Origin of the sequence: Mycobacterium sp. IS-1264 (genome assembly GCF_001954195.1) — a bacterium.
Lineage (GTDB): Bacteria > Actinomycetota > Actinomycetes > Mycobacteriales > Mycobacteriaceae > Mycobacterium.
In genome coordinates, this window is record NZ_MBES01000016.1 from 66,119 (window position 1) to 90,542 (window position 24,424).

The following is a 24,424-nucleotide window of genomic DNA, read 5'->3' on the forward strand; positions in this document are numbered from 1 at the left end:
TTCCGTGAGGGTCGCGATCACGGGGGCCGGTGGTGTGCTCGGCCGCGGCCTCGCCGCCCGGCTGCTCAGCCAAGGCCACGATGTCATCGGCATCGCGCGCCATCGTCCCGAAAGTTGGTCGAGCGCGGCCGAATTCGTCGCAGCTGACATCCGGGACGCGGAAGCGGTCAAGCACGCCGTCGCCGGTGCGGACATGGTCGCGCATTGCGCCTGGGCAAGGAACGGCGAGCAGGTCAATATCGGCGGCACGCGCAACGTCCTGCAGGCGATGACCGAGACCGGCAGCGGGCGCATCGTTTTCGCGTCGTCGGCACACGTCTACGGCGGGCCAGACGCTCCGAAGGCCGAGGCCGACGCGCTATCCCCGGTCCTCGAGGACGGCCGGCACAAGGCCCGCGTCGAGCAGATGCTTGAGTCGTCGGGCCTGGAATGGGTCGCGATCCGTTCCGCGCCGATTCTTAGCCGCGGCGTCGACAACTGGGTGCGCCGGCTGCTGGCGCTGCCGGCATTTCCCGGCGGGGCAGCCGATCGTCGCATGCAAGTGGTCCATCTCGACGACGCGCTTCGGCTATTCGTCCGGGCGCTGCTGGACACCGAAACCGGCAGCGGCCCTGTCAATCTCGCAGCCCGCGGAGCGGTGAGCTTCCGTCAGGTCGCCGCGGCCGTGGGACGCCCGATCGTGCGGTTCGGCTTGGGGCCGGCGGACCTACAGCTGGTGCGCGGCGCCCCGCTGATGGATACCTCGCGGCTGCATGACGAGTGGGGCTTCGAGCCGACCTGGAACGCCGAGGAATGCGTCGACGATTTCGCGCCGGCGGTGCGGGGCCGGATCACCATCGGCAAGCGGGTGGTGTCGCTCCCGTGGCGGCTGACCAATATCGCCGACCTGCCGGCCGTCGACGCGCCGTCCGAAGATGGGGTGAAGCCCAATTTGGCTGGCCCGGCGGGAGATAACGGCGAATTCGACACACCGATCGACCCGCGTTTCCCGACCTTCCTGGCGACCAACCTGTCGGAGGCGCTGCCCGGCCCGTTTTCGCCGTCGTCGGCCTCGGCGACCGTGCGTGGGCTGCGCGCCGGGGGAGTGACCATCGCCGAGCGGCTGCGGCCCGGCGGAATCGTCCAGCGGGAGATCGCGATGCGAACCGTCGCGGTGTTCGCGCACCGGCTGTATGGGGCGATCACGTCGGCGCACTTCATGGCCGAAACCGTGCCGTTCGTCAAGCCCCCGACGGTCGTCAGGAACAGCGGATACTTCGGCCCCAGCATGGCCTCCCTGCCGGTCTTCGGCGAACAGCGCCCGCCCACCGAAACCAGCCGTGCCCGAAGGAGATTGCGCACCGTCCGCAACATCGGCGTGTTCGGTGTCAACCTGGTCGGCCTGAGCGCCGGTTCGCCCCGCGACACCGCCGAGTACCTAGCCGATGTCGATCGCCTGGAACGGCTGGTCGGTGACGACGTCACCCGGCACGACGATCGTCGCCTGCTCAGCCTGATCCTGCTGGCGCGCGACGATGTCGTGCACGGCTGGGTGCTGTCTTCGGTGTCGTTCATGTTGTGCGCCGCGTTCAACGTGTTGTTGCGGGGCGTGTGCGGGCGCGACACCGCCCCGCAGGCGGGGCCGGAGCTGGTCAGCGCGCGGTCGGTGGAGGCGGTGCATCGGTTGGTGGTTGCGGCGCGGCGCGACCCGAACGTGGTGGGGCTGCTTGGCGAGCCGGGTGAGCGGCTCGGCAAGCTGGCCGCCGACGCGCCGGAGTTTCACGCGGCCGTACTGTCCGAGCTGGAGCTGATCGGTCATCGCGGCCCCGCGGAGCTGGAGATGCTGTCGACCAGCTATGCCGACATCCCCGAGCTGCTGGTCCGGATGGTGGCCAGGGCCATGACCGCCCCGCCTACGCCGCCGCCAGCTCCTCCGCGGATTCCATTGCGCGCCAAGCCCATAGCGGCGCTGGCCGCGCGCCAGATCCGCGACCGCGAAGTCCGCCGCGACAAGATGGTCCGCGCGAACTGGGTGCTGCGCGGTCTGCTGCGTGAGTACGGGCGCCGGTTGGCCGACGCCGGGATCTTCGACACCGCCGACGACGTGTTCTACCTCCTGGTGGACGAACTCGACGCGCTGCCACCCGATGCGGCCGACGTGGTGGCGCGGCGCCGCGCCGAACACCGCAGACTGGCCGGCGTCGTCCCCCCGACGGTGTTCAGCGGCAGCTGGCAGCCGACCAGCGCCTCGCCGCCCGGCCTGAGCAGCGGGGACACCCTGCACGGGGTCGGTGTGTGTGGTGGACGGGTGCGCGGCAGGGTGCGGATCGTGCGGCCCGAGACCATCGACGATCTGCAACCCGGCGAGATTCTCGTCGCCGAGGTCACCGATGTCGGTTACACCGCCGCCTTCTGCTACGCCGCGGCCGTGGTGACCGAACTCGGTGGCCCGATGTCGCACGCCGCCGTGGTCGCGCGCGAGTTCGGCTTCCCGTGTGTGGTCGATGCCCAGGGCGCAACCAGGGCCTTGCCGCCGGGTGCGCTCGTCGAAGTCGACGGCGGCACCGGTGAGATTCGCGTCCTCGAGCTCTGAGCGGGCCAGACCGAAAAGCGTTAGCGGAAGCGGACGTTCAACGTCGCCATGCCGAAGATCTTCTGGCCACCGGACTTCGCGGCGACAATCACGACGCCGGTGCGGGTGGCCGGGTCCAGCGACTTGATCCGGCCGCTGAACTCGATGTCAGCTCCCTCGGCCGCCGACACAACCGCAGGCTGGGACAGCCGCACCGCGTAGCGGGTTACCGCACCGGGGTCGCCCGACCATGCGGACGCGAATCCGGAACCCAGACCCATGGTGAGCATTCCGTGGGCGATAACGTCGGGCAGCCCTGCGAGCTTGGCGATGGACTCGTCCCAGTGGATCGGATTGGCGTCGCCGGCCACGCCGGCATAGTTCACCAGGTCGCCGCGGGACAGCCGGGTGTGACGCGTCGGCAGCTCGTCGCCGACGTGCACGTCCTCGAAGGGCGGCGTCCCCGGCGTCCGGGTGGTGCCTCCCTGGGCAATCCGGACCTCGCCCTCGGGCCGCACCGTCTTCTGGTAATCGTCTTCACCGATCCCGAAGATGTCGACGTCGTGCATCATCATCTTCTGCACCGCCGTTTTGATCGCCGGATCGACGTCCTCGTTGGTGAGACCGACAACGGTGGTGTGCAGGGTGTGAACCCGCTCGCCGTCCGAGTCGGTGAAGGTGTTGGTGACGGTGATGAAATCCCTGCCGGCCGTCCTGCGCACCGACGACAGCTCGACGTCGACGTGCAGTTCGTCGCCGGCCACGATCGGACGGTGCTGTTCGAAGACTTCTTCGGTCTGCAGGTAGGTGTCGTAACCGACGACCACCGACTCGAACATCCGGCGATTGCAGGTCATGCCGGGGACCGACGTGAACGTCAGCGGCGCCACCACGTCCGAATAGCCCAAGTCAGCCGCCGCCGTGACATCCCAGTGCGCGGGGTGATAGTCCTGCACGGCACGGGCGTATTCGCGGAGCTTCTCGCGGCCGACCACGTACGTGCCGTCCATCTGGTAGTAATGGCCGACCCGCGCCTCGATCGGTGACGTTTCTGCTGCCGCGGTCATAAATTTGCTCAACTTCTTCTATCGACGTGTCCTGAGCACACTATCGTGCGGCCACCGTAGCAGCGATCAGGCTGTCAGCGGCAGCACCGAGCGTGGGGCCTAGGGACGAACCACCAGGCGATTCCCATGCATCGGGCCCACGCTCGGGCGCCCTGGGATCACGGATGCGCGGCCGCGTGCTGTTGGGCCGCCTGGCGAGCGAGCCTTTCGTTGTGGATCCTGACGAGTTCGCGGAACCCAAGCCGGTGGTATTTCGGTATCGGCTGGATGCCCCACACGTCCTGCGCGGTGGCCTTACCCTCGGCACCCTCCGGCGGCCCCAACGGCGGGTACGGGTACTTGCATTCCAGGGTGTCGTTGGAATACCGAATCTTCAGCAGCTCGCTACAGATTTCGGTCAGGCTCAGCGTGGGGTAGCCGTAATACACCGCCATGAACGGCAACGTGAACGCGCCCTCGATCACCAGCGCGATGAGGCACACCAAGACGGCCCGTTTGATCCATTTATGCATGCGGGCGTAGTACGGGGTTGTCCCCGGCTCGAGATCGGGAGTGGGGTCTTTTTCCTCGGTTGGTGACGGCACGGAAGAACTTGTCATCGCAATGCTCCTAAACTTGGTCAGTCCGAAAAGATTTCGCGGTTAACGGTGTGCAGATACGGGATGGCGAGGAACGGGGTGATGTAGAAGATGTCGTACAGCCACCAACCGATCACCGGAAACACGACACCGGCGTAGCGCACGTCGGCGAACATCGTCATGTTGAACACATAGGCTGACCAGATCACCACGCCCATCCAGCAGGTGATGATCATCCACTGGTGGCCCCACCGCTTCATCTGCAAGAACCCGATCGCTGCGGCGACTCGCATGGAGAACACCGTCAGGATCAGTCCTGCCACATAGGCTTTTTCGCCAGGGCCCGCGGCGCCCCCGACCCAGAGCTCGTTGTAATGCCAGAAGTAGCCGGCGTCGAACATGTTGCCCCAGCCGACCATCAGCACCCGGTTGATCAACGTGTGGTTGGCGACGAGGTCCAGGGCCCAGCCCAGGCTGTTGAGCATGCCGTCGATCAGCACCAGATAGCCGATCAGGGTCACGATCATGGGCCGAACCGAGAGGCCGGCGCGCAGGGCCTGGCGCTGCAGCCAAACCCCACGCATGAAGATGGGAAATCCGATCAGACCCGGAGCCCACATGCCCATCAAGGCGGCGCCGGCGATCATCCACTTGTCGGCGCGGCGCTGCGCGCGGCGGGATTCGTCGTGGTGATCCTCGAGGCTAACCGAACTTCCCGAAAGCCGGTTGAGCAGAGGAAGATTCACAGGTCCCACCAACCGCGTGCAAATGACATATAGAGCTGGATTCCGAACATCACCGCCAAGTAGCCGTAGATGAAAATTTGGAAGACGATCAGCGCCCTCTTGCGTTTCCGCTCTTTCAGGTCCATGCCAACGGCTCCTTCCTAGCTCAGCGTGTTGGACGTTTCAGCGTCGGCGAGGCTGGCCGCCGCGACTTCCCGTAGACCGTCGGTGACGGCGCCGTCGGTGCTCAGCGGCGCGAGTATGCACGTGTCGGCCGCTTCCAATTCGGTTGCGCCGGCCGCGATCAGCTGCGCCGCAGTGACCAACACCCTGGTCGACGGAGGCTCGAAGTGAAAGGCTTCGTCGGCGGTGCGGATCGCAACTGCGCATCCGACCAGTCGCCGCGCCGTCGCGATGGGAACCCCGGATTCGGCGACGATCACCTCGGCCTCGCGGTCGGGCGGCAAATACTTCATCGCGATCGTGACGAACCGCTGGCGGAACGACGGTTTGAGCTCCTTGAGCGAGCTGCGGTATGCGGGGTTGTACGAGCACACCAGCATGAAGCCGTCGGGCGCCTGCACCACCTCGCCGGCGCGGTCAAGGAACAGCGAGCGCCGATGATCGGTGAGCGAATGCAGGATCGCCAGCGAGTCGTGGCGAGCCTCCACGACCTCGTCGAGGTAACAGATCGCGCCGCCCTTGACCGCCCGGGTCAGCGGGCCGTCGGTCCACACCACGTCGCCGCCGGTCACCATGAAGCGGCCGACGAGATCGGAGCTGGTGAGATCGTCGTGGCAGCTGATGGTGACGACGGGTCGCCCCAACACCAGGCCCATGTGCTCGACGAACCGTGTCTTGCCGCACCCGGTCGGGCCGGTGAGCATCAGGGGCAGGTGCCGCTGGAAGGCCTGCTCGAACAGCACGACCTCGTTGCCGTTAGGGAAATAGGTATCGGTGGCGGCGTTCATGCGGCGACCAGTTCACGATGGACATGAGCCAATACCCGCGGAAGCTCCTCGATGCGTCGAATCCGTTGGGACCGACGAGGACCGAACACCTCCGGGAGGGGATCGACCCGCGTCGGTCCGACGCCCACGTAGTACATCGACACCCCCGCGTCGCTGGCCTCCTCGACGGCGTGCGCGGCGTCCGCCCAGGCGTAGCTGCCCTCGTAGCCCTCGTCGGAGATCAGTCCGTCGCCGATCACGATCAGCAGGCGCCGTTCGGAGGGCTGCGCCAGCAATCGGCTCGTCAAGTGGCGAAGTGGCGCGCCGAGTCTGGTGTATCCGCGGGTGGACAGGCCCAGCCCGCTCGGCGGCACAAACCGGCGGTCTTCGAAGTCCTTCAGGCGGCGCACTTCGACTCGATGACGGGTGTTGCCCGTGAACACGAAGATGCCATGACGCTCGCGCGCCAGCGTCATGGCGCGCGACAGCGCGTCGGCACAGGCCAATTCGAGCCGGAAGATTCGCCCGCCGTGCACGCCGAGCGACGAACTGCCGTCGAGCAGCAACGCCGTGGTGACGTCGCGGCCGCTGGGCAGCAGGTCGCGGAATATCCTCGGCTCCTCGGCCTCGCCGGTCGTGAGATCGGTGTAGTGGCTGACGTATTGGTCGACATCGAGGTCGGAGCCGTCTTCGAGGCGGTTCGTCATCGCACGGTGGGTGTGCTCTTCGAACCACTTGCGGACGTCGATGGTCACGGGCGTCGGCCCGTGGACGCTGGGCGCGTCCGCGGTCTCGACGACGGCGACGTGGTCGCGCATGAATCGCTGGGTCCATGCGTTCCATTCGGGGTAGGGAATTCCGGGCCGGTGTTGCGGGGTGAGGTCGAGATCGTTGTCTTGGGGGCGGCTCGGCGGCGGCAGGTTGGGGTTGCGGACGCCGCCGTCGCCGCCGACGGGGACGGAATACGGCCGCGGAACCCGTTGCTGCGCTGTCGTCCAGGGCATCCGGCCGAAACTGCGTCGCAACTTGTCGGTCCATCCCCGTGGCATCGTGTAGGCCAGCGGCAAGTCGCCCAGCAGCGGATGGACCGTCAAATCCGGATCCGTGGACGCCAGCGCGATCGCGCGGTCGAGCATCTCCTCGGCGTTCATGTCGCCGTCGGCGGGGAGGACTTCGGGCAGCAGTCGACGAAGCTCGGGTAGTAGACCGGGCCAGCGCGAGGCTATCCAGCCCACGGCGACGCCCGCTTCGACGACTGTGAGCGCCCGCAGTTCACGTGCGGAGAGCTCGTTCAGCCGATATGCGGTGATGCGTTCCTTGGATGGCGAACATTGCAGCGCCACACCGCATGTCAGGGTCCTGCGCGTCCAGTCGGCTATGGCGGGGTAGGGGACATGGACGAAGGTCAGCCGTGCGCTCAATCCGAAGCGGCGCCGCTCACCCGTCACGAGCCGCGCGCCTTCGCGGCGGCGGTCACTCAACGCCACCGCCGTCACGGCACAACTGCGTTCGAGCGTCATCGCATGGACGTCGGAGCCTTCAGCCATCGCAGGAAGCCGCTCAAAACGTGCCGATGTTGGAGAACAGCCAATACCAAAACCAGATGATCAGTCCGGTGCCGCCCCAGGCGGCGACGTAGCGAAGGATTTCCCAGAGATAGCCCACGATGCGACCTCCTGATCATCGATTCAGCTGTGGTTGCGGAGTCTCAGTCGGTGAAGAGTTCACGGTTGACGGTGTGCAGATACGGGATGGCGAGGAAGGGGGTGATGTAGAAGATGTCGTAGAGCCACCAGCCGACGACCGGCAGCACGACACCGGCGAAGCGCACGTCGGCGAACATCGTCATGTTGAAGACGTAGCCGATCCAGATCACCACACCCATCCAGCAGGTGATCACCATCCACTGATGGCCCCAACGCTTCATCTGCAGGAAGCCGATGGCCGCCGCGATCCGCATCGTGAAGACGGTCAGGATGAGACCGACTTCCCAGGCCTTTTCGCCCGGGCCCGCCGCGCCGCCCACCCACAGCTCGTTGTAGTGCCAGAAGTAGCCCGCGTCGAACATGTTTCCCCAGCCGTTCAACAGCACGCGGGCCAGCAGCGTGTGGTTTGCGACCAGGTCGAGCGCCCACCCCACGGCGTTGATCGCGGCGTCGATGATGACGAGATAGCCGAGCAGCGTGACGAGCATCGGTCGAACCGAGAGTCCATCCCGTTGCGCCCGGCGCAGTAATCGAACGCCCCAGAGGAATAGCGGCAGCCCGAAGATGCCCAGGACCGCGGTGCCGATCAGGAGACTGCCCGAGATGAGCCATTTGTCGGCCCGACGCTGCGCGAACTGCGACCGCTCCGCGTGCTCGTCGAACGTCAGTGTGGGTAGGGCAGCGTCACGCTGGTGCAGCTTCGGCACGTCTATGAACCCTCCGCGTCATCGAGGCCGATTGAGCAGGTGCGAGCACTATAACAGGCTGACTTTAGTCAACAAAAAAGCTACCACTGATGGGTCTCAGCCGGGCATGACCAGCATTTCGTGCATCTGAAGGGTCGAGTTACTGATATTAGTCAAGTTTGGCGCGGTTCCGACGGTCGGGCTGGTGCCGTTGCCCTGCGTGGTCCGCTCGTAGCGTCTCACGTCGGCAAGGGTCAAGGCTGCAAGCTTCGCAACGTCCTCGCGACGTAGTCCTCGAGCAACGCGCGACCGGTGGGCCAGTGGTTGGTGGTGATCAACAGCGAGTACAGGCCGAGCAAGAAGAACACCGCACTGTTCATGGGAATGACGTCAGGATCAACGTCGCCACGTTCTTGAGCGCGCGCGATCTGCTGGGCGACCAAGACGATCAGGGGATGATCTTCTCCGTCTTCGGCGGGGGGACGAGTTTGCGAAAAATGCAGCGCAAGAAAGTCATTGAACAGCAGGTCGCCAAGCCGGCGTTCCAACCCAACTATCAGGCGGACCGCTTCATTCAATGCGGAGGCGATATCATGCTTCGACTTCAGGAATTGCGCGAACTGCTTGGCGATGCGGTCCTCTTCACGCCGCTCAAGTTCGAGCAGCACGTGCTCCTTGGTCGGAAAGTGAAAGAAGAAGGTGCCGTGGGCGACGCCCGCTGCGGCCACGATGGCACTGACGTCGGCCTCCGCCATCCCGGCCCTGGCGAACTCGGCGATCGCGGCACCCATCAATCGCTCCCGCGTCTGCAAGCGCTTGGCTTCTCGCGCAGACACCCTTTCCGTCACCGCCATTTCGGTCCTTCAGTTGACTTCACTCACCTAGGAGTTCTGAGGGTAGCTCACCCATTATGACTTCTATGCGCTAGAAAGGCTTGTATTACTCTATATATCGTCATGCTGCGACTTCCTGTTCCAGCCCGGAGCCCGTGAAATCATTGACGTTAGTCAGACAGTGTTCGTAGATTGAACGGCGGTCGACGCCGGGGTGACCATCAACTAGATCGCTCACAAGCGCCAGCTGCTGGGCTCCGAGACGTGCCAGGGAGTGGCGGCGGGCAACGGCTCTGCCTCGGTGATCGATATCGCGTCGACGATCAGGGCAACGTAGCGTCGCCAGCCATCGCTGCGCGGATCCATCGTCGGTAGCACGGAATAGAGCATCGCGATCAGGCGCGGAAGATCGTCGGCGACCAGGTCGGCGCGGACGAGCCCGGACCGCTGGCCTCGCCGAACAAGCTCGTGCAGGGTCTGGTTCAGCGAGTCTGAGATGTCGGCGGTCAGCGACCCGGCCCGGTGCACGGCGGTCAGCAGGTGGCGCTCGCGAGCACCGAGTCCTATTGCCGCCCCGATCAATTCGTTCAGGCCACGCAACGGGTCGTCGGCGCGCCGCGCGTGCTCGATCGCCGGCATCAGATCCTCGGCGATGCTCTGGTCCAGAGCCGCCCGGACCAGGTCGGCCTTGGCCGGAAATCTCCGGTAAAGCGTCCGCTCGCCGACTCCCGCGCGACGGGCGACCGCTTCGATCGGCGCATCGGGTCCGAGCTCCCCGTAGACGGCCCGCGCGGCGCGCAGTATCCGCTCGGCGTTGCGGGCCGCGTCCGCTCGCAGCGGCCGGTCCTCAATGGCGGTCACCAAGACAGCTTAACTGACGGTTGACTGCCAATTGCCGGAGTCCTACGCTCAAAGCAATTGACAGCTATCTGCCACTTAATGGGAAACGTCGCTGATGACAACAACTTCCGAACGTCGCTCGGAGACAGATCTTCCAGTCATACCCGCTCCGCGTGCGGCGCAGTGCCCGCTGCAGCCACCCGCCGAATTCGCGAGCTGGCGGGAGGAGCCGGGGTTGCGCCGGGCGATGTACCACGGACAACCGGCCTGGGTGGTGAGCCGCTACCACGACATCAGGGCGGCCCTGCTCGATCCGCGCCTGTCCGCGGACACCATTCCGGACTCCATCCGCCCCTCTGGCTCCGGCGGCAAGGCACCGGTGATGTTCGCGCGGATCGACGATCCCGAACACCACCGGTTGCGGCGGCAGCTGACGAGCAATTTCACCTTCCGGCGCTGCGAAGCCATGCGGCCGCAGATCCAGGAACTGGTCGATCACTACCTCGGCGAGATGATGCGCAACGGGCCGCCGGCCGATATCGTGCGTGACTTCGGCCTACCGGTGCCGTCAATGGTGATCGCGCTGCTCTTGGGAGTACCGCCGGAAGATCTGCCGCTCTTCCAGCGTCACACCACGGCCGGATTGGACACCAAGTCGTCCGACGAGGAGAAGGCCCAGGCTTTCGGGGCGATGTATGTCTACATACAGGAGTTGGTGAAGCGCAAGGCGCATGAACCCGGCGACGACTTGATCAGCCGCCTTGTCACGGATTATGTGGCTACCGGTCAGCTCGACGACGAGACCGCGGCCATGACGAGTGTGATCATGATGCAGGCCGGCCACGAAACCACCGCCAACATGATTTCGTTGGGAACCGTTGCGCTGCTGCAACATCCCGATGTCTTCGAGCGGCTCGGCCGAACCGACGATCACACCGTCGTCGCCAACATCGTCGAAGAGCTGATGCGTTATCTGACCATCGTGCACAGCCAGGTCGATCGGGTTGCGATCGAAGATCTGACGATCGGCGGACAGTTGATCCGCGCGGGGGAGCCGGTCGTCATGAACCTGCCCGCCGGAAACTGGGACGGCCAATTCGTCGACAACCCGGAAACGTTCGACGCCGACCGAAACACCCGCGGCCATTTGGGCTTCGGCTATGGCGTGCACCAATGCATCGGGCAGAACCTCGCCCGAGTCGAGATGCAGGTCGCGTTCGCGACGCTGGCGCGGCGGCTCCCAGCGTTGAAATTGGCGGTGCCACCGGATGAACTCAGATTCAAAGACGCCGACATCTACGGGATGAAAGAGTTGCCGGTCACTTGGTGACCACCCCGCTGCAATTCGACGACCGGGTCGCCGTGATCACCGGCGCCGGCGGCGGATTAGGCAAGGAGTATGCCCTGCTGCTCGCTTCGCGCGGCGCGCGCATCGTAGTCAACGACACGGGCGGCTCGGTGACGGGCGACGGTTCGGACGGCGGCGCGGCCGCCGCGGTCGCGGAGGAGATCCGCCAAGCCGGCGGCCAGGCGGTCCCCGACACCCACAGCGTGGCAACTCCAGAGGGCGGAAAGGCGATCGTGGACACCGCCATTCGCGCCTGGGGCCGGGTGGATATCGTGATCAACAACGCCGGGATCGTGCGCGACGCGCCGTTCGAGGACATGACCGCCGACCTGCTCGAGCCCTTGCTGGACGTGCACCTGAAGGGCGCGTTTCACGTGACGCGGCCGGCCTGGAAAGTCATGCGCGAGCAACGGTACGGCAGGGTGGTCAACACGTGCTCGGCCGCCGGAATCCTTGGCGCCGAACGCATGAGCAACTACGGCGCCGCCAAAACCGGATTGATCGGTTTCACCCGAGTGGTGGCCGCCGAAGGAGCGGGCCACAACATCAAGGTCAACGCCGTCGCCCCGATCGCCTACACCCGGATGCTGGCGCGCGAACTCGAGAACGCGACCGGCCAGCGGGCCGCCGAAAACGACGCGGCGGCGCAGGAGGTATTGGATGACCTTGTGGGCCAATACCTTCAGAAGCTCGACCCGGCGCTGGTGGCTCCCGTGGTGGCCTTCCTGGCCCACCAGGACTGCCCGGTCACGGGCGAGATCTACTCGGTGGGCGCCGGACAGGTATCGCGATTCTTCATCGGCAGGACAAAGGGTTTCTACCGCTCCGAGTTGTCCATCGAGGATGTGCGCGATCATCTCGGCGAGATCCGCGACGAAACCGGCTACACCGTGCCCGCCGGTCCGGCCGACGAAATGACCCAGCTCTTCACGACGATCACCTAACGCGCCCGACGTGCCTCAGCAGCTGAATGCGACGCCGACGCCGTCGGGCGCCGGCACCGAGCGCAGGCAACCAAAGGGCTGCACGCCGGCCGCGGCGAACCGTACCGCCGACTGGTGGGCGTAGTTCACGCAGAACAGCCCGGTTTCGTCGGCGCGACAGCGATTGTCGTCGTACGACAGCGAGTCCCCGCTCGCCAACCCGGGCCCGTTGCCGTTGACGAATGGACCCGGGTCGCCACGGGCGGACCCGATCTGCAGCTTCGTGCCGTCGAAGTCGACCCAGCCGCCCTTCCATTGGCCGTAGGCGGTTTCGGGCCGCGGCGGGGGATTGGCGAGGTCGACCAGACAGGCCAGCGCGTTGCCGGTGTGCTTGGAGTCCGTCATGCACACGACTTTGCCGGCCGCGACGGTGAAGGCGATGTCATTGCCCAACGGCGTCGCGACCCCGTCGCGCGTCACGGTGCGATAGCGGCCGGGATCGGCCGGATGACCGGCCTCGATCCACGCGACGACGTCCGGCATCGCCGCCCCGGCAACCGGCGCCGTCGACGGCGCGGGAGGTTTGCTCGACGAGGGCGCCGCGGCCGTCGGCGAGAAGCCCGATACCGCCGTGGTGTTCGGCGTCTGCGTCTGCCCCGAGTGGCTGCTGCCGGCATGGGAGCATCCAGCGATCAGCAGCGACAGGGCGATCAGCGCGGTAATCCGCATCCCGTCAGGCTAGCCGCCACGCACCGGATCTAGGCGCTCCGCGCGCCCTACGTACGTAGTGTCGGCTACCGTCGGGTTATGCATCAGCGCAGCATCCGCGCACGCACTTCCGCCGGCATCGTCGAAGGCTTCACCCGCGACGGTGTGCACCGCTGGCGCTCCATCCCGTACGCACGGCCCCCGGTGGGCAGGCTGCGCTTTCGGGCGCCGCAGCCGGCCCAGCCCTGGTCGGGCGTGCGGCATTGTCATGGCTTCGCCAACTGCGCGCCCCAGCAGCGTCGCTACACGATGCTGGGTGTCGGCAAGTATCAGCCCATGAGCGAGGACTGTCTCACGCTCAACGTCGTCGCGCCGGAATCCGGCCCCGAATCCGCCGAACCGCTGCCGGTGATGGTCTTCATTCATGGGGGCGGGTACATCCTGGGCAGCTCGGCGACGCCGCTGTACGACGGTGCCGCGCTGGCTCGACGCGGTTGCGTCTACGTTTCGGTGAACTATCGGCTGGGCGCGTTGGGCTGTCTGGATCTGTCGTCGCTGTCGACGCCGGACATCACCATCGACAGCAACCTGTATCTGCGCGATCTGGTGCTGGCCCTGCAGTGGGTCCACGACAACATCGCGGCGTTCGGTGGCGACCCGGGCAATGTCACCATCTTCGGTGAAAGCGCGGGCGCGTGCATCACCGCCACGCTGTTGGCGGTGCCCGCCGCCGAAGGCCTGTTCTCCCGGGCGATCTCGGAGAGCCCGGCGTCGGGCCTGGTGCGGTCGAAAGAGGTTGCCGACGAGTTCGCCAGCCGATTCGCCAACCTGCTCGGGACCCGTACCCAGGACGCCGCCAACGTGCTGATGCAGGCCTCCGCGGCCCAATTGGTCGACACGCAGGACCGCCTTATCGACCAGGGCATGCAAAAACGGCTGGGAGCCTTCCCAATTGGGCCGGTCATCGGCGACGACTGCCTGCCCATCGATCCGGTCGAAGCGATGCGCACGGGCCGGGCGCATCGAGTCCCGCTCATCGTCGGCACCAACGCCGAAGAGGGCCGCCTGTTCACCCGCTTCCTGGGCATGCTGCCGACGAACGAAACGATGATCGAAGAGCTGTTGGCCGACACCGATCCGGCTGCCCGCGAACGCATTACCGCCGCCTACCCGGACTACCCGTCGCCCTCGGCGTGCGTGCAGCTCGGCGGCGACTTCGCGTTCAGCTCGGCGGCCTGGCAGATCGCCGAGGCCCACGGCGGGCACGCGCCCACCTATCTGTACCGGTACGACTACGCCCCGCGGACATTGCGGTGGTCGGGCTTGGGAGCCACCCACGCCACCGAATTGCTGGCCGTCTTCGACTTCTATCGCACCAGGTTCGGTGCGTTACTGACGGCCGCGGCCGATCAGCGCGCCGCGCTGCGAGTCAGCAACCAGGTGCAGCGGCGTTGGCACAGTTTCAGCCGCACCGGGGTGCCCGGCGACGACTGGCCCGCCTACACCTCGGAGGACCGTGCAGTCATGGTCTTCGACCGCAAGAGCCGCATCGAGTTCGACCCGCACCCGCAGCGCCGGATGGCATGGGACGGCTTCTCTTTGGCGCAGTGACCTGGCACGCTGACCCCCATGCACGCGGACACCGAACGAGTCATCGAATGCCCCGCTGACCTCAGCGCCTCCTGGCTGGCCGCGGCCATCGGCGCCGGGAGTGTCGCCGATTTCGCCGTCGAGCGCATCGGTACCGGCCAGATGAGCGAGTGCTACCGCGTCCGGCTCGACTACGCCGACGCCGACTCGACCGGACCGGACTCGGTCGTGCTGAAGGTCGCGGCCACCGATCCGGTAAGCCGGCAGACCGGCCTCGCGCTGGGACTCTATGAGCGCGAAGTCCGGTTCTACGGCGACATCGCGCCGCGGCTCGGCGGGCCGATCGCGCCCTGCTATCACGCCGCGATCGACACGGCGACCGGAGCGTTCGACCTGCTTCTCGGCGATGCCGGGCCGGCCGTCGTCGGCGACGAAATCGCCGGCGCCACAACCGAACAGGCCGCCCTCGCGGTCGCCGAACTGGGGCGGCTGCATGGCCCGCTGCTCGGCGACACGTCGCTGGCCGAAGCGCCCTGGCTCAACCGGGACGCGCCGCTCAACCAGGCGATGATCACCCAGCTCTACGCCGGATTCATCGAGCGTTACGGCGACCAGATCGCCGTGGGGCACCGCGCGGTGTGCGAACACCTGGTCGCCGCCTTCGACGGGTACCTGGCCCAGGAATCCGAGCCGGGCCGGATTCAGGGCCTGGTGCACGGTGACTATCGACTGGACAACATGCTGTTCGGTACCGCCGGCGCCGACCGCCCGCTGACGGTGGTGGATTGGCAGACCGTCTCCTGGGGTCCGGCACTGACCGACCTGGCGTACTTCCTCGGTTGTGCGCTGTCGACGGGCGATCGCCGTGCCGGGTACGACGCGTTGCTGCGCGCCTACCACGATGCGCTGGGACCGGCGGCGCCCATCACCGTCGACGACGTCGCCGAAGGTGTGCGCCGCCAAAGCTTTTTCGGCGTCATGATGGCGATCGTCTCGTCCATGCTGGTGGAACGCACCGAACGCGGTGACCGGATGTTCATGACGATGCTGGAACGGCACTGTGATCATGTGCTCGACACCGACGCGTTGGCGACGCTGCCTCGGGCGGCGGCGCCGGAGCCGCTGTGCCCCTCGGCGGAGGACGAGCTCGCACACCCGCCGACCGACGAGCCGCTGTGGAGCGAGAGCTGGTATGCCGACTTCGCCGATGCGGCACAGGGATTGGGCGGTTGGTTCCGCATCGGCCTGGTAGCCAACCAGCGGACGGCATGGGTTCATGCACTGCTGTGCGGGCCCCAGATGCCGACGGTCGCCGTCGACGCGCAAATCCCGCTGCCGGCGGACCCGTGGGTGCTGAACACCGATGCCTTCGAGGTCCGCCACTGCGCGGCCGCGCCGCTGCAGACCTACAGTGTCGACGTGCGGGCACGGGCCGAGGCCTACGACGACCCGGCGGCCTTGTTACGCGGGGAGCCGGGAAGTCCCGTCGACATGACGATGCATTTGGTGTGGACCAGCGACGGAACCCCCTACACATACCGGCTCACGACGCGCTACGAGATCCCGTGCACCGTCTCGGGCACGGTCACCGTCAACGACACCAGCTACCGCGTCGACTCCGTCCCGGGGCAGCGCGACCACTCGTGGGGTGTGCGCGACTGGTGGAGCATGGACTGGATATGGAGCGCGCTGCATCTCGACGACGGCACACATCTGCACGGCGTGAACATCCGGATTCCCGGCGCACCCGCCTTCAGCATTGGCTACGTTCAGGACGCGGACGGCAAGGTGAGCGAGCTGCAGACCGTCGACTCCCGGGAACCGTTCGGCGCCAACGGGTTACCGCTGAACGCCACGCTGACCCTGGATCCGGGTGGTATCACCGCGGAGATCGACGTGCGCGGCCACGCGCCGGTACGCCTGGTCGCCGCCGACGGGCGGGTGAGTCACTTCCCGCGCGCCTGGGCCAGTGTCAACACACCGGACGGCCGCACCGGCGTTGGTTGGGTGGAATGGAACCGCAACGTCGGCGAGCCGACATAACCCCGGCCCCCCATGCCGCGCCGTCACCCATTGTGGTGATGGGTGTGTCCGGTTCGGGCAAGTCGACGGTGGGTTCCGCGCTCGCACAACGCCTGCGGGTGCCCTTTGTGGATGCCGACACCCTGCACCCAAAGGCCAACGTGGTCAAGATGACCGCCGGCGAACCGCTCACCGACGACGATCGCTATCCGTGGCTGGAGCGCGTTGGCCAATGGCTGGCCGGCCACCGCGACGGCGGGGTGGTGAGCTGCTCGGCGCTCAAACGCCAATACCGCAACCGGTTGCGCGCGCACTGCCCGGGCGTCGAGTTCCTGCACCTGAACGGTTCACCGGATGTGGTCAACCGCCGGATGTCGGCCAGGACCGGCCATTTCATGCCGCCCGCATTGCTGCGGTCGCAACTCGAGACTCTGGAACCCCTCGGCGCCGATGAGCGTGGCGTCACCGTCGATATCGAACACGATGTCGGCACCATCGTCGAGGCCTTCTTGAAAAGCTCAGCGCCACAGCGGAACTCGGGCGGCCAAACCTGATGTACCAATCCGTGGTCGGGCTCGTCGTCGTGTTGCACTTCGCGTTCATCGGTTACGTCGTCGTCGGCGGTTTCCTCGCGCTTCGCTGGCCGCGCACGATCTGGCTGCACGTCGCGGCGGTGATCTGGGGGATAGCCATTGCCGCCAAACGCGCCGACTGCCCGTTGACCTGGCTGGAACGCTGGGCTCGCGCCCACGCCGGAATGGGGCCGCTGCCGCCGGACGGATTCATCGCCCACTACATCACCGGGGTGGTCTACCCGACGGGTTGGGTCCTCGGCGTCCAGCTCGCCTCGTTCGCGGTGGTCGCGGCATCGTGGGCGCTATACGCCCGGCGCCGCGCCAACCGATCCCGGAACAACCGTGCGGCTACCACGGACGCCGGCGACGGGTCTTGACCCCGCCGCCGACTCGGTCACGGGCGGTGTCGGCCAGCTGGCCGCCCTGTTGGCGGGCGGCCTCGGCGAGCTCCACGCCGCGCGCCCGAGCCGTATCGGCGAGCTCCGTGCCGCGCACCCGGGCCGTGTCGGCCAGCTTCTCACCACGCTTGCGCGCTTTCTTTGCCAGCGGGCCACTCTTTTCGGCCGCCGTACTCGCGAGTTCTTCGCCGCGTTTGCGAGCCCTCTTCGCCAGTGGCGCACCTCGCTCGGCCGCAGTGCTGGCAAGCTCGCGACCGCGCTCGAGTGCGGCCTCGGCGTAGGGTGCGCTTCGCTCGGCGGCGGTGCTCGCCAGTTCGCGGCCGCGTTCGAGTGCGGCTTCGGCGTAGGGTGCGCTTCGCTCGGCGGCGGTGCTCGCCAGCTCGCGACCGCGCTCGGCGCCGACCTGCAGGCCGTGCACGATTTTCTCGCCGAGTTCGCCGAAGTCGGCCTCGAGCGTGTCCTGCGAACCCGGCAGTGCCGAGGACACCCGCTCGGAGAGACGGGCGGCCGCGCGGCGCCCGCGCCATCCCAGCGACGGCTTGCCCGCGGTGTCCGCGGACGCGATGACCAGCCCGCCCACCAGGCTCAGATCTTTCAGGAACGCTTGGCGCAACTCGGCTTTGCGCTGCGGGTCGTTCTCGGTCCAGAACATGTGCGTGCCGAGGTTGGCCGGTAGCACCGTCAACGCCAGGGCGGCCGACGCGACGCGTGGCAGCTTGCCGGTGGCGAGCAGCAGGCCGCCCCCGATCTGGACGGCCGCGGTGATTTGCGCGAACGTCTGGGGGTCGCTGGGAATCTTGCTGCCCACCGGATCTGGCAGCGACTGCAGGCCGTCCACCGCGGGGGCCGCGGCTTCCGCCGCCGACTTGGGGTTGAGCAGCGATTCGACGCCTTGGCCGATAAACGCAACGGACAAGAGGGGTCGTGCGATTCTGCGGATCAACATGGCAGGTGGGTTACCCGACGCTCCGGCAAACAAACCGACGACGCATCGCCCCAGCTGTCGGCGGCCGTGCGGGTGCGAAGCCCGGCGGCGATACGCTGGATTGCGTGCGAGCGTTGATCATCGTCGACGTGCAAAACGACTTCTGCGCGGGTGGCTCGCTGGCCGTAACGGGCGGGGCCGCCCTGGCCCCTGCCATCAACGACTATCTGGCGGGCCGGCCGGGCTACCAGCACGTCGTGGCCACTCAGGACTTTCACATCGACCCGGGCGACCACTTTTCCGACGAGCCGGATTTTTCGACCTCGTGGCCGCCGCATTGCATCGCGGGCAGCTTCGGTGCTGATTTTCATCCTGATCTCGACACCGGTCCGATCGAGGCGGTCTTCCGCAAAGGCGCTTACGCCGCCGCGTACAGCGGCTTCGAGGGGGTCGACGAGGGCGGAACATCGCTACTCGACTGGTTGCGACAGCACGATGTCGACGAGGTCGACGTGGTCGGAATCGCCACCGATCACTGCGTCCGGCGCACCGCCGAGGACGCTGCCCGTGCCGATCTGACCACCCGCGTCATCGTGGACCTCACCGCGGCCGTGGCACCGGATTCGGCCGAGGCGGCCCTGGCCGAGATGCGATCCGCCAACATCGCGTTGGTGCAGAGCCACTGATGGTCGTGCCACTGGACCGGGAGCGTCTGCTCGCCGCGGTGGAGCGCTCGCCGCAGGCGGTCGCCGCGCACGACCGCGACGGCTGGGTGGGCGTCTTCACCGCCGACGCACGGGTTGAGGACCCGGTCGGCTCGCGGCCGCATGTGGGACGCGAGCAGATTTATCGCTTCTACGACACCTTCGTCGGTCCGCGTGACATCGACTTTCATCGCGATCTCGACATCGTCTTCGGCACCACCGTGTTGCGTGACCTCGAGCTCGAGGTGTCGATGGGTCCGGCCGTGACGATGTACATTCCCGCCGTCTTGCGCTACGACCTCCGAGAAGCCAACGGCCAGTGGCAGATTGCCGAGCTGCGGGCCTACTGGGAGTTGCCCGCGATGATGCTGCAGTTCCTGCGACGCGGATCCCGAGCCGTGACGCCCGCCCTGCAGCTGTCACGGGGCCTGGTTGCCAATCAAGGATGGCGGGGGACCGCGGGCTTCATGGCCGGCTTTCGGCGGGCCGGGGCGCGGCACAAGAGACTGGCGGAGGCTTTCCTCGGCGCCGTCGCGCGCAACGACTTGTCCGCCGCAATGCAAGCGCTATCACCCAGTGCCCCAATAACTTTGGGCGACGACGATCCGCTCGACCCCGCTGAACTCGTCGAGCAACTCGAAGGGGCCAACTGGAGCAAGGTGATCGGCGCGGGCACGACGGTCGCAGTCTCGGTCAACTCGGATCATGGGCGCGGCATCGTGTTTGCCGATGTGGTCCGGCGGGCCGACACGATCGACCGGATCCGGTATTTCCCATCCTGACCGTGCTCCCTGCCCGACCTAGCTCAGTGCGCGACCATCAGCGCCAGCGCCGCGGCCGACAGGCACAAGAAGGCGCCGGGAAACGCGATGTTGTACAGGACGCGGGCCCGCAGGTGCGTGATCACCGCACCGATAAAGAACAGGACCAGGCCGACGGCGGCGGCAATTCCCAAGGCCCGCAGCCCCAGGAGCCCGACGATCAGCCCGGCGGCGCCGGCCAGCTTCGCCGCGCCTAGCGCCGGCAGCCAGGACCGTGGCACCCCGACCTCGGCCGAGTTTGCCAGCACGAATTTGGCGGGAACGAGGTCGGCGACGGCAATTGCCGCGGTGACGACCGCGGTGGTCACAGTTACCGCGATGAATGTCGTGTTCATTGGTCAATCCTGGTGCGGCGCACAATCGGTAGGGTCATGGTGCTGGGTCTCCTTTGCGACAGAGGGTTCGATGGATGTGGTCATCTGCTTGACGACTCCCATGCGGAAAAGGTGACCTTTTGAGCGCTCCGGAAAGGCTCGAGGATCTCGCGCAACGCTTCGACGCGGATCGCCGGCATCTAAGGTCGGTCGCGTTTCAGCTGCTCGGCTCGGCCGCCGACGCCGACGACGCGGTGCAGTCGGCCTGGCTCAAAGCCAGTCGTTCGGATTTCGGCGCCGTCCAGAACCTCACCGGCTGGTTCACGACGATCACCGCGCATGAGGCGCTCGACCAGCTGCGGGCGCGCAAGCGGCGCGGCGAACAACCGCTGGCCGACGCCGATGACCTGGACCGGCTGGCGGGGACCGGTTCGGCGCCAGCCGACGCGGACGCGCTGCTTGCCGACTCGGTGAGTCGCGCGCTGCTGATCGTGCTCGACCGACTCTCACCGGCCCAGCGCGTTGCCTTTGTGCTGCACGACGTGTTCGCCATGCCGTTCGAGACGATCGCGGATGTCCTGGAGCGGTCGCCGGCCGCCGCGAAGAAGCTGGCAAGTCGGGCCCGCGCCCGACTGCTGGGCTACGCGCCCGCCGAACCTCGGCGCGTGGAGAAGCACGTCGAGATCGTGGAGGCATTCCTGGCCGCCTCCCGCGGCGGCGATATCGCGAAATTGCTCGAGTTGCTCGCACCCGGCGTGCTCCGCCGGGTCGATCCGACGCTGGTTCCCGGCGACGTGCCGACCGAGGTGCGTGGCGCACGGGAGGTGGCCGAGGAGACCCGTCGCTTCGCCCTGCGCGCGCGGGCTGGTGTCGTCATGCTCGTCGACGGCGCCCCGGGCGTCGTGATCGCGCCGCACGGGCGTCCGCAGATCATGCTGCGGATCGGGATCGGAAGCGACGACCGCATTCACACGATCGACATCAGCGGCGACGCCGAGGGCCTGCGCCGGGCCGTTCTCGCACTGCCGCGGTGGCCGGTTACGGGGCAAGATCGGGAGCACCATGCTCGATAGGCCGATCGGACGGCGGAGTCTGCTGCGCGGCGCCGGTGCGCTCACCGCGGCGGCGCTGGCCCCGTGGCCCGCCGGCTGCGCCGACGACGACGACGCGTTGACCTTCTTCTTCTCGGCCAATCCGGACGAGCGTGATGCCCGGATGCGCATCGTCGACGAATTCCAGCGCCGCCATCCCGACATCAAGGTTCGAGCGGTGTTGTCGGCGCCGGGCGTGATGCAGCAGCTTTCGACGTTCTGCGCCGGTGGCAAGTGCCCCGACGTGCTGATGGCCTGGGAACTGACTTACGCGGAGCTCGCCAACCGGGGGGTGTTGCTGGATCTCGGCACTCTGCTGGCGCGGGATCCGGCTTTTGCCGCGCAACTTAAGTCCGACAGCATCGAGGCGCTGTATGAGACGTTCACGTTCAACGGCGGACAATACGCATTCCCGGAGCAATGGTCGGGGAACTACCTGTTCTACAACAGACGGCTCTTCGCCGAGGCCGGTGTGCCCGCGCCGCCGCGAACATGGGAGCAGCCGTGGAATTTCACCGAATTCCTTGCCACCGCACAGGCTCTGACCAAGCGCAACGGTTCGGGCCGCACCAGCCAGTGGGGCTTCGTCAACACCTGGGTTTCGTTCTACTCGGCCGGGTTGTTCGCGATCAACAACGGCGTGCCGTGGGCCACCCCGCGCATGAATCCGAACCACTTCAATTTCGACGATGAGGCGTTCATCGAGGCGGTCCAGTTCTACGCCGACCTGGCAAACCGGCACCGGGTGGCGCCCAACGCGTCCGAGGTGCAGTCGATGTCGACACCCGATCTGTTTGCCGCGGGAAAGGCGGCGATCGCGCTCGGCGGCCACTGGAGGTACCAGACGTTCATGCGAGCCGACGGCCTGGATTTCGACGTGGCGCCGCTACCCGTCGGACCGCGCCGCCAGGGCCGGCCGGCCGCCTCCGACATCGGCACCACCGGGCTGGCCATCTCGGCGAGCAGTCAACGTAAGGAGCAGGCCTGGGAGTTCGTCAAGTTCGCGACCGGTCCCGTGGGCCAGGCATTGATCGCCGAGTCGTCCCTTTTCGTCCCGGTGCTGCGGTCCGCGCTCGACTCGAGGGGATTCGCCGATGCCCACCAGCGGGTCGGCAACCTGGCCGTGCTGACCGAGGGGCCGGCGCAGTCGGAGGCGCTGCCGGTCACCCCGGCCTGGGAAAAGGTCGCCGCCCTGATGGACCGCAACTTCGGGCCCGTGCTGCGCGGATCCCGTCCGGCGGCATCGCTGGCGGGGATGTCGGGCGCCCTCGACGAGGTGTTGCGCACACCATGACATCGGTCGACTCCGCGCCGGCTGACGCGAAACGCCCCAACGGCCCCCGCCCCATGCGACGCCGCGCGTGGGCCGGTCGCTTGTTCGTCGCACCCAACCTGGCCGCCGTCGCGGTGTTCATGCTGTTTCCGCTCGGGTTCTCGCTGTACATGAGCTTCCAGAGCTGGGACGTCTTCCGGCCGCCAAAATTCGTGGGAACGAAGAACTTCGAAGACCTCTTCACCTCGGACCCACTGTTTTTGATCGCGATCCGCAACACGGTGATCTTCACCCTGGGGACCGTCGTGCCGACCCTGCTTATCAGCCTCGTCGTCGCCGGCGTGCTGAACCGAAAGGTCAAGGGCATCGGCATCTTTCGGACGATCGTCTTCATGCCGCTGGCCATCTCGTCGGTGGTGATGGCTGTCGTGTGGCAGTTTGTCTTCAACACCGACAACGGGCTGCTCAACATCATGCTCGGCTGGATCGGGATCGGCCCCATCCCGTGGCTGGTCGACCCCCGGTGGGCGATGTTCTCGCTGTGCATGGTCAGCGTCTGGCGCAGCGTGCCCTTTGCGACGGTCATCTTGCTGGCCGCCATGCAGGGGGTTCCGGAAACCATGTACGAGGCGGCCAAAATCGACGGCGCGGGGGAGATCCGGCAGTTCGTGTCCATCACCGTACCGCTGATCCGCGGGGCGATGTCGTTCGTGTTGGTCATCTCGATCATCCACGCGTTTCAGGCTTTTGACCTGGTCTACGTCCTCAACGGCGCGAACGGCGGTCCGGAGACCGCCACCTATGTGCTGGGCATCATGCTGTTTCAGCATGCGTTTTCGTTCCTGGAATTCGGCTATGCGTCGGCACTGGCGTGGGTGATGTTCGCGATCCTGTTGGTGGTGACCGTGTTTCAGTTGCGGCTCACCCAGCAGCGCTCACGGGAGGCTTCCAGTGGTCTCGGCTGATCGCGTGTTCAAGCGCAATGTCCTTCGCGCGCTACTGGTCTACACCGCCCTGATCGGCATCGCATGGTGTTGGCTGTTTCCGATCGCCTGGGCGGTGTCGGGTTCGTTGAAGCGCGAAGGCGAGGTCACCGAGCCGACACTGTTGCCGGCCCACCCGCGGTGGTCCAACTACACCGAGGTGTTCTCGCTGATGCCGTTCGGGCGGATGTTCTTCAACACCGTGTTGTACGCGGGGTGCGTCACGGCCGGGCAGGTGTTCTTCTGCTCGTTGGCCGGCTACGCGTTCGCGCGACTGCAGTTCCGCGGCCGCGACACGCTGTTCGTCTTGTACCTGGGCACGCTGATGGTGCCGCTGACCGTGACGGTGATCCCGCAATTCATTCTGATGCGAACCTTCGGTTGGGTGGACACGCCGTGGGCGATGATCGTGCCGGGCCTGTTCGGCAGCGCCTTCGGCACCTATCTGATGCGGCAGTTCTTCCGAACGCTGCCAACCGATCTCGAGGAGGCCGCGATCCTGGACGGTTGCTCGCCGTGGCAGATCTACTGGCGGATTCTGCTGCCGCATGCGCGGCCGGCGGTGATGGTGCTCGCGGTGCTCACGTGGGTCAACGTGTGGAATGACTTCTTGTGGCCGCTGCTGATGCTGCAGCGCAACAGCCTGGCGACGCTGACGCTCGGCCTGGTCCGGCTGCGCGGCGAATATGTAGCCCGCTGGCCGATAATCATGGCAACCTCGATGCTGATCATGGTGCCGCTTGTCCTCATCTATGCGATCGCGCAGCGTTCCTTCGTGCGCGGTATCGCCGTCACCGGGCTCGGTGGATAGCG

The 24,424-nt window shown here is 66.7% G+C and carries 25 protein-coding genes; 13 read left to right on the forward strand and 12 right to left on the reverse strand.

Annotation, left to right across the window (positions count from 1 at the left end):
* Positions 1-4: 4 nt before the first annotated feature.
* Positions 5-2,572: a sugar epimerase family protein gene (locus A5744_RS03840; RefSeq protein WP_076058554.1), complete on the forward strand. Its 2,568-nt coding sequence runs from the start codon at positions 5-7 to the stop codon at positions 2,570-2,572.
* Positions 2,573-2,592: 20 nt separating this feature from the next.
* On the opposite strand, the gene A5744_RS03845 is transcribed toward A5744_RS03840, so the two are convergent.
* The 9 genes from A5744_RS03845 to A5744_RS03880 all read right to left on the reverse strand — a co-directional run bounded on the left by A5744_RS03845 (position 2,593) and on the right by A5744_RS03880 (position 9,957).
* Positions 2,593-3,618, reverse strand: coding sequence for a fused (3R)-hydroxyacyl-ACP dehydratase subunits HadA/HadB (locus A5744_RS03845; RefSeq protein WP_076058555.1), 1,026 nt, complete (start codon positions 3,616-3,618; stop codon positions 2,593-2,595).
* A 158-nt stretch (positions 3,619-3,776) separates the two neighbouring features.
* Complete coding sequence (locus A5744_RS03850; protein ID WP_076058557.1) at positions 3,777-4,217, reverse strand: hypothetical protein; 441 nt, start codon at positions 4,215-4,217, stop codon at positions 3,777-3,779.
* Between the two features lie 20 nt (positions 4,218-4,237).
* A complete protein-coding gene (locus A5744_RS03855) occupies positions 4,238-4,942 on the reverse strand; it encodes a hypothetical protein (RefSeq protein WP_170874416.1) in 705 nt (234 codons plus the stop codon).
* Positions 4,939-5,067 carry a hypothetical protein gene (locus A5744_RS25185; RefSeq protein ID WP_256385461.1) on the reverse strand — a complete coding sequence of 43 codons (129 nt, stop codon included), beginning with the start codon at positions 5,065-5,067 and terminating at the stop codon, positions 4,939-4,941. The genes A5744_RS03855 and A5744_RS25185 overlap by 4 nt, the downstream gene beginning before the upstream one ends.
* Positions 5,068-5,082: 15 nt before the next feature.
* Complete coding sequence (locus A5744_RS03860) at positions 5,083-5,892, reverse strand: CbbQ/NirQ/NorQ/GpvN family protein (RefSeq protein ID WP_076058560.1); 810 nt, start codon at positions 5,890-5,892, stop codon at positions 5,083-5,085.
* Positions 5,889-7,418 carry a MorD protein gene (locus tag A5744_RS03865; protein WP_076058562.1) on the reverse strand — a complete coding sequence of 510 codons (1,530 nt, stop codon included), beginning with the start codon at positions 7,416-7,418 and terminating at the stop codon, positions 5,889-5,891. The genes A5744_RS03860 and A5744_RS03865 overlap by 4 nt, the downstream gene beginning before the upstream one ends.
* A gap of 161 nt (positions 7,419-7,579) precedes the next feature.
* On the reverse strand, positions 7,580-8,275 hold the full coding sequence (locus tag A5744_RS03870) for a hypothetical protein (protein WP_240562959.1): 696 nt from the start codon (positions 8,273-8,275) through the stop codon (positions 7,580-7,582).
* Between the two features lie 242 nt (positions 8,276-8,517).
* Positions 8,518-9,117 (reverse strand): TetR/AcrR family transcriptional regulator, encoded by a 600-nt coding sequence (locus tag A5744_RS03875; RefSeq protein ID WP_076058566.1) that lies wholly within the window; start codon positions 9,115-9,117, stop codon positions 8,518-8,520.
* Positions 9,118-9,330: 213 nt separating this feature from the next.
* Positions 9,331-9,957 carry a TetR/AcrR family transcriptional regulator gene (locus tag A5744_RS03880; protein WP_076058568.1) on the reverse strand — a complete coding sequence of 209 codons (627 nt, stop codon included), beginning with the start codon at positions 9,955-9,957 and terminating at the stop codon, positions 9,331-9,333.
* A gap of 94 nt (positions 9,958-10,051) precedes the next feature.
* Between A5744_RS03880 and A5744_RS03885 the strand changes: the two genes are divergently transcribed.
* Both A5744_RS03885 and A5744_RS03890 read left to right on the forward strand, forming a co-directional pair.
* The gene (locus A5744_RS03885) at positions 10,052-11,266 is read left to right on the forward strand and encodes a cytochrome P450 (protein ID WP_083679188.1); all 1,215 of its coding nucleotides are present in this window, start codon (positions 10,052-10,054) and stop codon (positions 11,264-11,266) included.
* Positions 11,263-12,228, forward strand: a complete 966-nt coding sequence (locus A5744_RS03890; RefSeq protein WP_083679189.1) for an SDR family NAD(P)-dependent oxidoreductase — start codon at positions 11,263-11,265, stop codon at positions 12,226-12,228. The genes A5744_RS03885 and A5744_RS03890 overlap by 4 nt, the downstream gene beginning before the upstream one ends.
* Before the next feature lie 15 nt (positions 12,229-12,243).
* Here A5744_RS03890 and A5744_RS03895 read toward each other — a convergent pair whose 3' ends face one another.
* A complete protein-coding gene (locus tag A5744_RS03895) occupies positions 12,244-12,936 on the reverse strand; it encodes a hypothetical protein (RefSeq protein ID WP_076058573.1) in 693 nt (230 codons plus the stop codon).
* 78 nt (positions 12,937-13,014) lie between these two features.
* Between A5744_RS03895 and A5744_RS03900 the strand changes: the two genes are divergently transcribed.
* From A5744_RS03900 to A5744_RS03915, 4 genes are read left to right on the forward strand one after another with little or no spacing between them, the layout of a single operon-like run.
* Complete coding sequence (locus A5744_RS03900; protein WP_076058575.1) at positions 13,015-14,526, forward strand: carboxylesterase/lipase family protein; 1,512 nt, start codon at positions 13,015-13,017, stop codon at positions 14,524-14,526.
* 18 nt (positions 14,527-14,544) lie between these two features.
* Complete coding sequence (locus A5744_RS03905) at positions 14,545-16,548, forward strand: phosphotransferase (protein ID WP_076058576.1); 2,004 nt, start codon at positions 14,545-14,547, stop codon at positions 16,546-16,548.
* Positions 16,549-16,586: 38 nt separating this feature from the next.
* Complete coding sequence (locus tag A5744_RS03910; protein ID WP_170874417.1) at positions 16,587-17,081, forward strand: gluconokinase; 495 nt, start codon at positions 16,587-16,589, stop codon at positions 17,079-17,081.
* A complete protein-coding gene (locus tag A5744_RS03915; protein ID WP_076058581.1) occupies positions 17,081-17,479 on the forward strand; it encodes a DUF2784 domain-containing protein in 399 nt (132 codons plus the stop codon). The genes A5744_RS03910 and A5744_RS03915 overlap by 1 nt, the downstream gene beginning before the upstream one ends.
* On the opposite strand, the gene A5744_RS03920 is transcribed toward A5744_RS03915, so the two are convergent.
* On the reverse strand, positions 17,451-18,446 hold the full coding sequence (locus A5744_RS03920; protein ID WP_076058583.1) for a DoxX family protein: 996 nt from the start codon (positions 18,444-18,446) through the stop codon (positions 17,451-17,453). The two genes, A5744_RS03915 and A5744_RS03920, sit on opposite strands and share 29 nt — an antisense overlap.
* Before the next feature lie 104 nt (positions 18,447-18,550).
* Here A5744_RS03920 and pncA point away from each other — a divergent pair, with 104 nt between their 5' ends.
* Together pncA and A5744_RS03930 are read left to right on the forward strand one after the other, a co-directional pair.
* On the forward strand, positions 18,551-19,111 hold the full coding sequence (gene pncA, locus A5744_RS03925; RefSeq protein WP_083679190.1) for a pyrazinamidase PncA: 561 nt from the start codon (positions 18,551-18,553) through the stop codon (positions 19,109-19,111).
* Positions 19,111-19,911, forward strand: a complete 801-nt coding sequence (locus tag A5744_RS03930; RefSeq protein ID WP_076058585.1) for a ketosteroid isomerase family protein — start codon at positions 19,111-19,113, stop codon at positions 19,909-19,911. The genes pncA and A5744_RS03930 overlap by 1 nt, the downstream gene beginning before the upstream one ends.
* Before the next feature lie 23 nt (positions 19,912-19,934).
* Here the strand turns inward: A5744_RS03930 and A5744_RS03935 are convergent, their stop codons facing one another.
* A complete protein-coding gene (locus A5744_RS03935) occupies positions 19,935-20,285 on the reverse strand; it encodes a DoxX family protein (protein ID WP_076058587.1) in 351 nt (116 codons plus the stop codon).
* 119 nt (positions 20,286-20,404) lie between these two features.
* Between A5744_RS03935 and A5744_RS03940 the strand changes: the two genes are divergently transcribed.
* From A5744_RS03940 to A5744_RS03955, 4 genes are read left to right on the forward strand one after another with little or no spacing between them, the layout of a single operon-like run.
* Complete coding sequence (locus A5744_RS03940; RefSeq protein WP_076058589.1) at positions 20,405-21,337, forward strand: sigma-70 family RNA polymerase sigma factor; 933 nt, start codon at positions 20,405-20,407, stop codon at positions 21,335-21,337.
* Positions 21,327-22,649, forward strand: coding sequence for a sugar ABC transporter substrate-binding protein (locus tag A5744_RS03945; RefSeq protein WP_076058591.1), 1,323 nt, complete (start codon positions 21,327-21,329; stop codon positions 22,647-22,649). The genes A5744_RS03940 and A5744_RS03945 overlap by 11 nt, the downstream gene beginning before the upstream one ends.
* 53 nt (positions 22,650-22,702) lie before the next feature.
* Entirely contained in the window at positions 22,703-23,593 is an 891-nt protein-coding gene (locus A5744_RS03950) for a sugar ABC transporter permease (RefSeq protein WP_240562960.1), read from the forward strand.
* On the forward strand, positions 23,580-24,422 hold the full coding sequence (locus A5744_RS03955; protein ID WP_076058595.1) for a carbohydrate ABC transporter permease: 843 nt from the start codon (positions 23,580-23,582) through the stop codon (positions 24,420-24,422). Before A5744_RS03950 ends, A5744_RS03955 begins: the two co-directional genes overlap by 14 nt.
* Positions 24,423-24,424: the final 2 nt, after the last annotated feature.